Below are 11,979 nucleotides of genomic sequence, written 5' to 3' on the forward strand. Positions count from 1 at the left end.
CGCTTCTCCTTTCGCCCTAAACGAGGTAGTAGACGGACGGCTTCGTGCCCTCGCTCGCCAGCAGCTGCTCGTACGAGCGCTTGGCAATGAGCTGGGACACCTCCGATTCGGGATCGTCTAAATCGCCGAAGTGGCGTGCGCGGGCCGGACACAATTCCATGCAGGCCGGTTCTTCTCCACGCGCAAGTCGTTGATAGCAGAACGTGCACTTCTCAACGACGTGCTTTTGATGCTTGGGGACGTCGGCATCCCCCACCGCATGGTCGAGGGAATACGCGGGCTCCTCCCAGTTGAACGAACGCACACCCGTGTAGGGGCAGGCCGCCATGCACATGCGGCACCCGATGCACTTGTCGTAATCCTGGCGCACCACGCCCGTTTCCGGATCTTTGTAGGTGGCGCCCACCGGGCATACCTTCGTGCAAGCGGGATTATCGCAATGCTGACACGATACCGTGATGTAGCGCATGGACACGTCGGGGAAGATGCCGGCCGGCGTGTCGATCTCGTCACCGCCCTCCGTTAGAACGCGCGTCCACCAATTAGTGTCAGGCAGGTTGTTCGTCATCTTGCAGTTCACGGAGCAGGCATTGCAGCCCACGCACCGCTTCGTGTCGATGACCATGCCATAGCGAGCCATTACCGCTCACCCCCTTCGTACTTCTCGACTTCGCAGAGGAAGTCGTAGAACGCGCTGTTCGAGCAGAAGTCGTTCATGAAAACGTTCGTAAGGTCCTGCGTGTGGCCCTCGACGAACTGATCGGCCTGGAAGCCGTGCGGAATAGATACGACGCCGGGCTTGATGCCCTCAGTCACTCGCGCTTTGAGCACAGCAGATCCATGGTCGTTGAACACGCGGACGTAATCGCCTTGCGCGATTCCGCGCTCCTTTGCGTCGTCCGCGTTCACCTTCAGCAATGGCTCCGGCTCAAGTTCGCGGATCACCGGCGTGTAGGCAAGCTGCGAATGCACATGGTACTTGTTATGCTCGCTGCATCCGAGCAGAGGGTATTTGTCGCGCAGAGGGTTTTCCGCATAAGCCTCGTTCGCGTGCTCGTAATGGGGAAGGCGCTCGTAATCGGCGATCTTTTGGCCGAAATTGTTACGCGGCGTGGGGTTCTCGATGTAGTACTTCAGACGTTTCGCCTCGACACTGGTGTATGCCGGCACCATGCTCGCCTCAGTGTAAGCGCTGTTGCGAACGAGTTCGCCCGTCTTGAGCACATCGTATGTGCATCCTGCTTTGACGTTGGCTTCGGTATCGATAACCTCTTTAAGGAACTCCTCGTCCGACTTCTGATAGATGTTCATGCCCATCTTGTCAGCCAACAGGCGCATGATCTCAAGATCGGTCTTGCACTCGTAGAGGGGATCGAGCATCTTCTGGGTGAACGTGGGGTACGGTACCGAGCAAATGGGATCGAAGTCCTGCACCTCAAACGAATGCGGTACCGGCAGAAGAATATCAGCCCACTGCGCCGTGTCCGTCATATTGACGTCGGCGCATACCACAAAATCGACCTTCTTGACCGCTTCGATAAGCTCTTGACGTCCCGATTCACAGGAGAGCACGTTGCCGTTGCAGCACCACAGCACGCGGATTTCCAGATCTTTCCCCGCCCATTTCTTCTCATCCATAACCTTGGGCAGATACATCCCACAGAAGCTTGCGCCCGGCTTGCCTAGCATATAGGTTTTCGTATTGTAGCCCACCATGCCCGCAGACGGGCTGCCGCAGATGGACGCTCCGGGCTTGCCGGCGTTACCGGTCAACGCGGCCAAAAACGCCAGGTTCTTGTAGTTGTGGTGCGAGTTCACATGGTGTCCCAAACCTTGGAACGTCATGACGTACACAGGCCCCTCGGTGGCGTATACACGCGCCAGTTCCTCGATCTGGGCTTTCGGCAAATCGCAGATCTCCGCTGCCTTCTCCACCGTATATTCGGCAATGCTGTCCTTGACCACCTGATACACCGGTTTAACCGCAAAGCCTTGAACCTCGAACGAGCCCTCAATGGCAGGTTTCTGCGCATCGGCCACGACGGTCGCCGTGCCTGCGGCCTCGTCCCAAAGCACTACCGGATCGACTACCGTCGGCTGTCCCGTCTGGGGATTTATCGGTCCCTGTGTGGCGGGCGTGCCCAAATCGCTCATATGGAGGTACGTTCCGTCTTCTTTCACCAGGAAAGGCGAAACCGTGTTGTTGCGCAAGAAATCCTCGTCCGTAAGTTTGTTCTCAATAATGTAGTTCGCCATAGCCAACATCAGCGCGCCATCGGTGCCTGGACGAACGGGGATATAGGTATCGGAATGCATTGCCGAAGCCGTGAACTGGGGATCGATGGTGATGAGCTTCGCGCCTTTTTCGCGAGCATCGCAAACGAACTGCCACGCATGAACATATGCTTCAGCCGGATTACCGCCCCAGGCGATGATGGTTTTGGCGTTGACAGCGTCAACGAAGTCGTTCCCCGAAATACCCAAAAGCGAGCTCTGCGCGTGCTGCTGCGCCGTGTCCGCCCCGGCCCCGAGAACCGTGCCGCCGATAGACGTGATGAAACGGCCATAGGCCACCGACATGTAGCCGGCCATGGCCCCGTTCAAAACACCGTAGGAACCGTAGGATGACCACACGGCAACCGAGGTTCCACCGTAATCCTTGATAGCGGCGCCCACTTTTTCGGCTATGGTCGCGATGGCTTCATCCCAGCTGATGCGCTCCCATTGACCGGCCCCTCGATCGCCCGTGCGCTTCATGGGGTATTTGAGCCTATCAGGATCGTACAGACGCTGGGGCTGGCTGAACCCCTTCACGCAGAAGCGCTTGCGAACCGCGTCCTCGCCGGGCAAGTCCATAGGACGAGCCCGCGTGACTTTGCCGTCGCGCACGGTCACTTCCAACGGGCATCGGCTGCCGCAGTTGCCACGACAGGCGCTTCTGAACGTCTGCTCCCCTTGGGCCGCATCGGCGCCCTCCGCGTGCGCTTGCACGGGCACCAACTCGGTCAGGGCCGCGCCTGTTCCGGCCACCGCCGCGACGCCGGCTACGGCGCCCGTCGTCTTCAGGAAGCTCCTGCGCGTGAGTCCGGCGTGCGGGCTCTTCGTTTCCGACATGTCTCCTCCTCCATTCTTGATGCAAGAATGCCTCGGGTAATCCGGATGAAGGTGAGCGTTCTGCGAACGGCGTTTCCCCTTCGGCTGCGTGGCGCGCGAGCATGGCGCGCAGCGCGTTTCCGAGATTTCCCCCTCATATCAGAAATCGGCCGATTCCCTCTTGTCATAGTCTGCCATACGTCACTATGATTATCAATACTAGACTATGACAGAGTATGACAAGAGATTATTCTATTTTTGAGATAATATCGGTTGAACCGGTGTTATAATTACTTATCTTGCAGATAAGCATATCTCGTCTGGAAAGTCGAATGCCGCCTCAAGCCATTTCTCGCGGCCTTCGCTGGGCGCTCCTCCGCCTTCTCGGCGTCGCCTTCCATGATGGGTCGCTTTGCGAGGCTTTCGCGGAGAACGAATACGGCATGCACGAAAAGGCGCTTGATATAGTGCTTAATATGCACGAAATGACGTATACTCGCTCAGCGCAATCCGGCCGTAACCTGCCGCACCTCGTCGGCGATCGCCCTCGCACGGAGCTTCGACAGGCCAGCCTTCACGCCCACGGAAAGCAGGTCGTCCATCCCGATATGCTTGCCCTTGCCGCACACCGTCGTGGCATGTTCGCCGTTCATACCGCCGTTGCGCGTGAGGTCGTACGCGGGCGACAGCGTCCAAACCGCTCGCGATTCGTCGTAGAGGTACGAGAAGTTCTTCGCATGGTCGTCCCTGTTCCCCGCCAGCACGTTGAAGCACATGAGCCGGTACAGACGCTCGACGTCCTCGAAGCTGTCCGTCAACCTGAGCGTGAGGCGCATGAGGGTCTCGTAGTCCAAGTTGGGAACTCGATGCGACGTTTCCAAAAGCGCACCGGCGGAAACCATGTGCACCTTGCGCGCCACGCCCGATGCATCAGGGATCCGATCGAAGCGGCGCACGCCGAAATAGCCCGAGCAGCGCTTCGAAGGGAACAAGCGAACTTCGGGCATATCGATGCCGCACGCTTTGGCTGCGAGAGCGTAGCGGTATTCGCTTTCGCCGATGTCGCGATCGTCGCGGGAAGAGGCGAACTTCACGATCCAATCGTCGCCATCGATGCTGGTCAGCACTTTCGGTCGCGCGCCGCCCGACGATCCGCCCATCGCGAACAACGTGTCGAGATCCTGGGAGCCGTCCGCAGCGAGCACGTTCGCGCATTCTTGAGCCAGCTCGTCGAAGTCCGTCGAAGTCGCAGGGCTTGCCAACGGCATCTCCGGAACGTACTCGAGCGCGCCCATACCGCCGGGCCCCACGATGGCAAGCCGGACGATGGGACTCACGGCGAACGGATCGACGCCATGGGATCGCAGCAGCCGATCGACCAGCAAGCGTCCCCATCCATCCGGCAGGCTGTCATCGAACACGCCGAACACCCCATCGAGCGGATGGCGCGCCGCAACGAACACGCGCTTTTCCAGCGGAAGGCTGAACGGGCTGATGCTGAAGCCCTCCCCTACCCAATCGTCATCGTATTCGAACGCGAGCACTCCGTTAGCGGTAAGGGCGAGCGTCCCAATCATGCGCCCGGCATACCGAACCCGAACGGAACGGATGTCGAGATCGACATCGCGCAGCGAGTTACCGCTCATCGAGAACCTCCTGAATCGAGGAGTACCCCTTCTTGGAGAACAGCTCGGAGAAATCGGACTCGCATCCCAAGGCTATCGACAACTTGATGAGCGATTGCAGCGAGATCTGATGATCGTGCTCGAAGCGTTTCAACGACCCGAGGCTCACACCGGCCTTGCGACTCAGCTGCGCCTGGGTGAGCTTCTGCTCTTTGCGACGCGCGCGAACGCGCTGAGCGAGCGCCGCAGCGATATCGTCCGGAGTTTCTTGATCAAGCAAGACAATCATAGCTCGTATAATAGCCCAAAACTAAATATTTAGCAATTTTGGCTCGTATAATAGCTATATATGAGTTTTAGAGGATAGCCCAGCGCTGAAAGGTTTTTCAGTCGCGCACAGAGAGGGTTTTCGCTTGGCATCTTGCAAGAACCTCTATCGGCCGATGCTACTCCCCCGCGCCGCCCGTGCCCTTCGCGCCCTTCGCCGCGCGCTCCGCCGCTTTCTCAGCGTCGCCCTCCACGAAGCCCTCGCTGAAGGCGCTGGGGATGACCAGCGTGCCGCCGGACTGCTCCACGCTCTCGTAAGCTAAGTGCATGGTGCGCAGGCGCAAGGCGTCCTGGTCGCCGTCGTACACCTCGGAGGCGTCCTTCAGCATCTCGGAGATGTCCTTCTCGGCCTCGGCCAGCACCATGCGGGCGTTGCGCTTGCGCTCGGCCACGGCCTCCATGGCCATGGCCTCCTGCAGCTCCTTCGGCACCACGATGTCGCGGATCTCCACGTCGATGATGGTGATGCCCCACGGGTTCAGCTTCTCTTCGATAGCGTCTTTCAGCTCCTCGTCCAGCTGGTCGCGACGCGTGGCCACCTCGGCCACGGTCGCACGGCCTATGGCCTTGCGCATGGCCGTCTGCGCGATCCACGCCACGGCCGACGAGTAGTCCTCCACTTCCACGGTGGCGTTCTTGGCGCTCCATACCATCCAGAACAGCACGGCGTCCACGTTGATGGGTACGAGGTCGCTCGTGAGCGTCTCCTCGGCGCCGAAGTACGTGGTGGCCACGCGCTGGTCGATGCGCAGCGTGTAGAACTCGATGATGGGCCAGGTGAACACGATGCCGGGGCCGGCCACGCGGTTGAACTTGCCGAAACGCAGCACCACGGCCTTCTCCCACTCAAGCACGACGTGCACCGACGACGCGGCCAGCCAACCCGCGACGGCGGCCACCGCCAAAGCCACTATGCCGATGCCGCCGAACGCCGCCTGGAACGCGGCCAGCACGATGCCGAACGCCAGCACGAACACGACCACGGCGAACACCACGGCCCCGTTGCGCGAGGCGCGGCGGCGATTCGTTTCCGTTCGAACGCCCTGCGGCACGGGGCGGGCGTTGCCGAAGGCGGATGCAGCCGCGCCTCCCGGGCCCGTTGCGGCCGAGCCCGCTTTCCTCTTGTCGCGCTTCATCGTAGCTCCTCCGATCCCGGAACACGGGCTAGTTGCCCGCATCCCGCCTCTCCTTAGCGGCCTTGATGCTGGCAGCGAACTGCTCCTCCACGTCTTCGAGGGACATGCCCAACTCGAAGCAGCGCTTGAGGTACTCCTGCGTCACGATCTCTGCCGTGGACGATATGCTCACGCCCGGCTTGTCGCTCACGTCGAGCACGAACGCGCCCTGGCGGCGCTTGGATTGTATGTAGCCGTCCTGCTCGAGGCTCATGTACACCTTGCTCACGGTGTTGTAGTTCACCTCGACCTCGGCGGCCAGGCCGCGCACCGTGGGCAGCTGGTCGTCCGGCTTGTAGTACCCCGAGGTGATAAGGTATATGAACCGGTTCTTCAGCTGAAGCCAGATGGGGATGCTGCTCTTCTCGTTGATCTCGAACAGGGCCACGGGTCCGCTTCTCCCTAATTCGCCGGTTGCGCTTGCACGACGGGCTCTTCCAGTTCCAAAGCGCGGTGCGCGCCGGCCCCTACGATGCTGCCGCGCATGCACAGGCCGCCCACCAGCACGAGCGTCGCCGCCACGGCCAGCGCCGTGCGCAGAACCGGCTTGGCGCACCCGCGCACGGCGCTGACGGCCTCCACGACGAACGGCACGATAAGGCCGCACAAAATGAAGCCGCCCCACCACGCCAGCGCCTCGCTGCCGCCCATGAGCTGCGCCGCCGAAGCGGAGGCGGCGGGGTTGCCGCCTCCCAGGGATATCTCAGCGAACGCGGCCGAGACCAGCGCCTCCAGCGCGATCACCGCCGCATCGACCCGGGCCAGCACGTGGACAGCGTGGGTGAGGTCGGCGTCGAGCTCGGAGAAGAACGACGCCACCAGCGCCACGGCCATGCCGCACGACAGCGACGACAGCACGAACATCACCGGCAGCAGCGGGGATTTCCACAGCGCCACGGCGCTCAGCCCCTGCAGCAGCAGGCCGGTGTACAGCGCCACCACCGTTCCCACCGCCGCGGCAACGGCCTCCACCGCCACCACGGCCGAGCGCGGCACGGCCGGTAGGTAGGCGAACCGCACCAGCGCGAGGAACGCCCCGCACAGCACCAGCGCGGCAAGCGCGTAGGAGCCCACGGTAAGATACGTGAGCGAGGGGTTCAGAAACAACGCGAGGATCCGATCGATGCGTCCCAGATCGATGATCAGGCACAACGTTCCCAACACAAGCGCTGCGAAGCCCGCGAGCAACGTGAAGGAGGCCACGCGCTCCATGGGCGGGGCCTCGTCGACGGACACGCGCGCGTCGGTTCCGAAGGGAGCGCGCACCGACACCAGGTCGAGCAGACACCCTACCACGATCGCGCCCGCCCCGGCACCGCCGAGGAACAGATAGCCCACCGTTAATGCGCCGAACATAACCCCTCCCACTCGCCGCAAGGTTCTTCTCCCTGTGCGACCTTCGTTTGAACGCGATTCGCCGCGCATCGTCGAGCGCGCCTACATGGCCCTCGCCAGTATCCCACAAAACAGCCGTTCTGCATATGACACCCTGTCATATGCTCGGTGGGGGTCAACCGAGCGCGAGGGCGAGTCGGGCTTCCCTCGCGGGCAAGATGCGCGCGCCTGTCGCGATCCCGCAGTTCAACGGGTGTGCTACCATGGTTCGCAACTTACCAGAAGGGGGTTTGCATGGTCGACGCGCGCAGGGCGGAACGTGAAGATTGGGTGTCGCCCTTAGCCGAGCAGTGGCCGTATCTGCGATTTCTCGGGCTCGGCGCCTGGTGGGCGTGGATATGGCTGTGCTACAACAGCATCGAGATCACGCGCATGTTCCCGGCCGACCAGCAAACCTCCTACGTGCTGCAGATGTACCTGTTCTCCACGCTGGGCATCGCGGGGTCCATGTTCACGGCGGCGTTCGCCTGGAAGCGTATGACGGGACTCATCGACAAGCGCCCGTTCGTCATCGGGTTCGGAGCGTTCGCGGGCCTTTCCACCATCTTGCTGGGATTCTCGGTGGTCATGGGAGCCGGGGTCTTCTTCGTGCTGGCCGCCGTGTTCACGGGAATCGGCACGTCCATGCTTTGCTTGAAGGTTGGGCGTCTGTACGGCAGCGTGTCCTTGGGCGACTCGCTCACCGCGGGCGCCCTGTCGCTTCTGCTGGCAGCGCTGCTGTACTTCGTGGGCGTCGGAATTCCGCACGCATGGCGGCTGTTCTACCTTGCGGCGCTTCCGGTGGCGTCGGGGCTGCTCCTGTCGATAGGCTCCGTCGACCCGTTCCCCTCCGCCGTGTCGGGCACGGGCGAGGGACGCGGGAAAGGGCCGGTGCAACGTCTGTACCGCAAGCTCGTGGCCGCATCGGCCCTGGTGGCGCTTACCGCCGGCATAGGAAAGGGCATCTCCAGCACACTCATGGACAACGCGCTGTTCGCGCGCGAGGGAACCGTCACCGTGTTCTGCATCGGCATGGCGGCGGTGCTCATAGCCTGGATGGTCAACCGAGGCGACGTCGTGAAGGGGGCGCGTCAGGCGTATTCGGCGCTCATGGTGATGGGAGTGGCCATGATGCTGGGCACGTGCTTCGGGTTCGACATCGCGTACTTGAGCGTGGGCAAGGAGGCGCTCTGGCTCATGTTCTCGTGCTTCATGGCCTACCTGGCGTTTCGCTACGACCTTTCGCCCGTGCGCGTGTTCGGCATCGGGCAGGGAGCCTATTTCCTGGCATCGACGGCGGGATGGGCCCTGGGAGCCGCCATCGCCCCCTTCTACGACGACGGCGGCGTGCGCATGGGCGTGGGCGTGGCGCTGGCGTTCCTGGTGATAATCGTGCTGGTGTACGTGTTCCCAGAGAACGATCTCAAGCGCATCATGGCGTGGTCGGTCGACGGAGACGGTGGCGCGGGACGCTCGAAGCGCGACGGCGCGCCGCAGGCGGCCGAGCCGCAGACGCGGGTCGGCGCTGCGAGCGGCCCGAGCGCCTCGGGGCCGCAAAACACGGAACGCGCGGCCGACCCGCAGTTCGGCCTATCCGCACGCGAGCTGGAGATACTCGATCTGTTCGCCCAAGGCCGCAGCGCGAACTGGATCGCCGACCACCTGGTCATCTCCAAGAACACCGTGCGCTCGCACCTGCGCGCCATTTACACGAAGCTCGACGTGCACACGCGTCAAGAGCTTTTGGATTTCCTGGCGGGATCGCCCCGCTAGGTCCGGCGGACGCTTTTCCGCAGACGGCTCACCCAGGCGCGACGGATTTATCGTCGCCCCGGTCGTTCGATGCAGCCGCCTGAACGGCACGGCCGCTTTGCGCGACCACCGAAGCAGCCGGCTTGACCGCGATGCGGATGGACGCGGTGGGGCACTGCTTCACGCATTCGCCGCAACGGGTGCATTCGCCCAGCTGCACGGCAGCGTCCTTTGCGTGCAGATCGATGCGCTCGGCGCACGCGGAGGCGCATACCTCGCAGGGCTTGCCTTGCGAGGCGCGCAGACAGGTCGAGGCGTCGATGCGCGGACGGAACAACCGCGCGAGATGGCCGAACACGTTGAGCAGCCCGGCGACGGGGCACAGGTTCATGCACCACTTGCGGTACAGCACCAGCTCGACGGCGAGCGCCGCGGGGAACACGACCACCGACATGGTCACCTGCTTGTCCACGACGAGGTGCCATAGCGACCCCACCGTGCCGAACGTCAATCCAATGGGGCATACGAGGCAGAACAGCGGAATGCCCGCGACGAGGGTGGCGACGAGCACGGCACCGAGCGCCCAGGTGCGTTTGTCGCGCACGATGCGGCGCAGGCTCGCGGCGGCGCCCTTCACCTCGCGTGCGGCCGAGCACGCATGCGGGAAAGAGGCGGGGGCGGCGGTCGCCCGCGCGGCTTCTTCGGCGAGCGCGCTCGGATCGTCGCAGTCGCCCGCCCCCTTCGCCCCCTCGACCTTCGGGTCGCGCCTGAAGAATTTGCGGATCACCGGAGCGGGGCAGCCCCAGGCGCACCAAGCGCGCCCGAACAGCAGGGCGAAGGCCGTCACCACGGCAAGCGAGATCAGCGTGACGGGCACCAGGGCCTTGCTCGCCAGCAGCGCCTCGATGCCCCCGAGCGGACACAGCAGGAAGAACTGCCCGATGCCGAACGACGAGGGCGTGCCGATCCCGGTGTCGAAGGCAAGCGATGCGATGACCGCCGCGAACACCAAGGCCAGCGTCGCAACGCGCGCCTTCGTAATGCGATCGCCCTGTTTCATCATGCACCCTCCCCCGCTCGGAACGTCTTTTCGGTGACCACTTCGATGCCGCGCGCCTTGCCTCCGCTGAAGGACGTGAACACGTTGGCGGGGCATATCCTCACGCACTCGCCGCAGCCGTTGCACTTCGCCTCGTCCACCACGGGTCGGCGGCCCGCGTCGAAGGAAAGCGCCTCGTACGGACACGCGTCCACGCAGATGCCGCAACTGTTCGTCTCCAGGAACGCCAGGCAGCGGTCCTCGTGCAGGATGGCCGCGCCGATGCGCCCCCGCTCGGGCGCGTACGGGTCGACCGCGCCGATGGCGGCCGTGGGGCACACCTCGCGGCACTTGTCGCAGAACGTGCAGCTGCCGTTGGCGAAGCCGAGCACCGGCGTGCGGGCCTGCATGAAGCCGCCCTCGACGCCCAACGGCTCCAGCACGTCGGTGGGGCACACGCTGACGCACCGCTCGCACTTGATGCAGCGCGCCATGAACTCGCTTTCGGGAAGCGCGCCGGGCGGACGCAGCACGTCGGCCTCGGCGACGAAGGGCCGCGCGCCCGCGCCCACCACGACGCTCGCGAGAAGCGCCGCGCCTCCGATGACGAACGTCCTGCGCGTGGGATTGCTGGCTGGCATGGCAGGGCCTCCGTTTACGCTGCGGCGCCGACGTCGTCGAGCTGCGCCAAGATGTCGCGCAAGAGGTCGCGCCCCTGCTCGAGGGTGCCTTGAGCCACGAGCAGCATGCCGGTGTAGAACGAGAGCTTCGCGTACTCCTGCGCCACGTCGCGCAGCTCGGGGATCCAGTTCAGCAGGTGCGTTTCGATGAACTCCAACTGGCGGACGACGTTGCGGCGCAGCTGGGCCTTGTCCTTCGCCCGCGCCAACGCGCCCGCGCGCTCGTTCATGTTCACGAGGTATTCCAGCTCGAAGGCCAGGTGGTCTTCCGGCTCGTGCAGGTTGGGGTTCACCCGGAAGCCGTCCTCGAGGAAGCGCGCCACCACGTCGTCGCGCGCGACGCCCATCATGATGCGCTCCTCGCCCGTGAACACCGACTCGTAGGGCACGGCCGTCTGGCGGTCCCTCGTGAACACGCCGGCCGCCAGGAACACGCGGGCGTACTCGCAAGCGAGCTGCGTGCGCCGGTCGGTCGCAGAGAACGCGAAGTAACGCCGCACCATCCGGTAGCCCTGGTCGAGATGGGCGTTGCCGGTATCGCTGGGATAGTCGGCGCTCGCCAGCTCCTCGATGGCCTCGTCGTTCAGCTCCTTGAAGAACACTTGGGATAGGAACCGGTACGTGTCGGCGCTCTCGTTGAAGAAGTCGAGCAGTTCGGTATGGGTGAGCATGGTGGGGTCTCCTTTTATTGTGGCTGTATGCTTGTCGTCGTGAGCGAACTGAAGTTTTCGCTTGTCGTCTTGAGTGGAGGCATGCTCCTGGTTGTCATCCTGAGCGACCGAAGGGAGTCGAAGGATCCCGCGCGGCGCCAGCCGTAGCAGCTCCTGCTGACGCCGCACGGGATCCTTCGACTGCGCTCCCTGCGGTCGCTCCGCTCAGGATGACGGTCTATCGCGCTCCCTGCGGTCGCTCCG

At 63.4% G+C, this 11,979-nt stretch carries 11 protein-coding genes; 1 reads left to right on the plus strand and 10 read right to left on the minus strand.

What is annotated here, in order from left to right; translation table 11 throughout:
* Nucleotides 1-16 precede the first annotated feature (16 nt).
* The 7 genes from C1878_RS07035 to nrfD all read right to left on the minus strand — a co-directional run bounded on the left by C1878_RS07035 (nt 17) and on the right by nrfD (nt 7,576).
* Nucleotides 17-640: a 4Fe-4S dicluster domain-containing protein gene (locus tag C1878_RS07035; protein ID WP_114600904.1), complete on the minus strand. Its 624-nt coding sequence runs from the start codon at nt 638-640 to the stop codon at nt 17-19.
* The gene (locus C1878_RS07040) at nt 640-3,114 is read right to left on the minus strand and encodes a molybdopterin-dependent oxidoreductase (RefSeq protein ID WP_114600905.1); all 2,475 of its coding nucleotides are present in this window, start codon (nt 3,112-3,114) and stop codon (nt 640-642) included. Before C1878_RS07040 ends, C1878_RS07035 begins: the two co-directional genes overlap by 1 nt.
* Nucleotides 3,115-3,593: 479 nt before the next feature.
* Nucleotides 3,594-4,739: a type II toxin-antitoxin system HipA family toxin gene (locus C1878_RS07045; protein ID WP_114600906.1), complete on the minus strand. Its 1,146-nt coding sequence runs from the start codon at nt 4,737-4,739 to the stop codon at nt 3,594-3,596.
* On the minus strand, nt 4,729-5,007 hold the full coding sequence (locus tag C1878_RS07050; RefSeq protein WP_114600907.1) for a helix-turn-helix domain-containing protein: 279 nt from the start codon (nt 5,005-5,007) through the stop codon (nt 4,729-4,731). Before C1878_RS07050 ends, C1878_RS07045 begins: the two co-directional genes overlap by 11 nt.
* Nucleotides 5,008-5,164: 157 nt before the next feature.
* Nucleotides 5,165-6,181 (minus strand): slipin family protein, encoded by a 1,017-nt coding sequence (locus C1878_RS07055; protein ID WP_114600908.1) that lies wholly within the window; start codon nt 6,179-6,181, stop codon nt 5,165-5,167.
* 28 nt (nt 6,182-6,209) lie between these two features.
* On the minus strand, nt 6,210-6,608 hold the full coding sequence (locus tag C1878_RS07060) for a GntR family transcriptional regulator (RefSeq protein ID WP_114600909.1): 399 nt from the start codon (nt 6,606-6,608) through the stop codon (nt 6,210-6,212).
* Between the two features lie 14 nt (nt 6,609-6,622).
* Complete coding sequence (nrfD, locus tag C1878_RS07065; protein WP_158539752.1) at nt 6,623-7,576, minus strand: NrfD/PsrC family molybdoenzyme membrane anchor subunit; 954 nt, start codon at nt 7,574-7,576, stop codon at nt 6,623-6,625.
* A 273-nt stretch (nt 7,577-7,849) separates the two neighbouring features.
* On the opposite strand from nrfD, the gene C1878_RS07070 reads away from it, so the two are divergent.
* Nucleotides 7,850-9,367, plus strand: a complete 1,518-nt coding sequence (locus C1878_RS07070) for a response regulator transcription factor (protein ID WP_114600911.1) — start codon at nt 7,850-7,852, stop codon at nt 9,365-9,367.
* A 28-nt stretch (nt 9,368-9,395) separates the two neighbouring features.
* Here the strand turns inward: C1878_RS07070 and C1878_RS07075 are convergent, their stop codons facing one another.
* The 3 genes from C1878_RS07075 to C1878_RS07085 are packed head-to-tail and all read right to left on the minus strand — an operon-like array spanning nt 9,396 to nt 11,736.
* The gene (locus C1878_RS07075; RefSeq protein WP_158539753.1) at nt 9,396-10,409 is read right to left on the minus strand and encodes a 4Fe-4S binding protein; all 1,014 of its coding nucleotides are present in this window, start codon (nt 10,407-10,409) and stop codon (nt 9,396-9,398) included.
* The gene (locus C1878_RS07080) at nt 10,406-11,026 is read right to left on the minus strand and encodes a 4Fe-4S dicluster domain-containing protein (RefSeq protein WP_114600913.1); all 621 of its coding nucleotides are present in this window, start codon (nt 11,024-11,026) and stop codon (nt 10,406-10,408) included. Before C1878_RS07080 ends, C1878_RS07075 begins: the two co-directional genes overlap by 4 nt.
* Before the next feature lie 14 nt (nt 11,027-11,040).
* A complete protein-coding gene (locus C1878_RS07085) occupies nt 11,041-11,736 on the minus strand; it encodes a molecular chaperone (RefSeq protein WP_114600914.1) in 696 nt (231 codons plus the stop codon).
* Between the last annotated feature and the right edge of the window lie 243 nt (nt 11,737-11,979).

The sequence above is a fragment of the Gordonibacter sp. 28C genome (assembly GCF_003339845.1).
In the GTDB taxonomy this organism is placed as follows: Bacteria; Actinomycetota; Coriobacteriia; order Coriobacteriales; family Eggerthellaceae; genus Gordonibacter.

What these genes read in the sequence shown, in the direction of transcription:
- C1878_RS07035 (WP_114600904.1), bottom strand. Translation starts at nt 640, where the DNA reads ATGGCTCGCTATGGCATGGTCATCGACACGAAGCGGTGCGTGGGCTGC.
- C1878_RS07040 (WP_114600905.1), bottom strand. Translation starts at nt 3,114, where the DNA reads ATGTCGGAAACGAAGAGCCCGCACGCCGGACTCACGCGCAGGAGCTTC.
- C1878_RS07045 (WP_114600906.1), bottom strand. Translation starts at nt 4,739, where the DNA reads ATGAGCGGTAACTCGCTGCGCGATGTCGATCTCGACATCCGTTCCGTT.
- C1878_RS07050 (WP_114600907.1), bottom strand. Translation starts at nt 5,007, where the DNA reads ATGATTGTCTTGCTTGATCAAGAAACTCCGGACGATATCGCTGCGGCG.
- C1878_RS07055 (WP_114600908.1), bottom strand. Translation starts at nt 6,181, where the DNA reads ATGAAGCGCGACAAGAGGAAAGCGGGCTCGGCCGCAACGGGCCCGGGA.
- nrfD (WP_158539752.1), bottom strand. Translation starts at nt 7,576, where the DNA reads ATGTTCGGCGCATTAACGGTGGGCTATCTGTTCCTCGGCGGTGCCGGG.
- C1878_RS07070 (WP_114600911.1), top strand. Translation starts at nt 7,850, where the DNA reads ATGGTCGACGCGCGCAGGGCGGAACGTGAAGATTGGGTGTCGCCCTTA.
- C1878_RS07075 (WP_158539753.1), bottom strand. Translation starts at nt 10,409, where the DNA reads ATGATGAAACAGGGCGATCGCATTACGAAGGCGCGCGTTGCGACGCTG.
- C1878_RS07080 (WP_114600913.1), bottom strand. Translation starts at nt 11,026, where the DNA reads ATGCCAGCCAGCAATCCCACGCGCAGGACGTTCGTCATCGGAGGCGCG.
- C1878_RS07085 (WP_114600914.1), bottom strand. Translation starts at nt 11,736, where the DNA reads ATGCTCACCCATACCGAACTGCTCGACTTCTTCAACGAGAGCGCCGAC.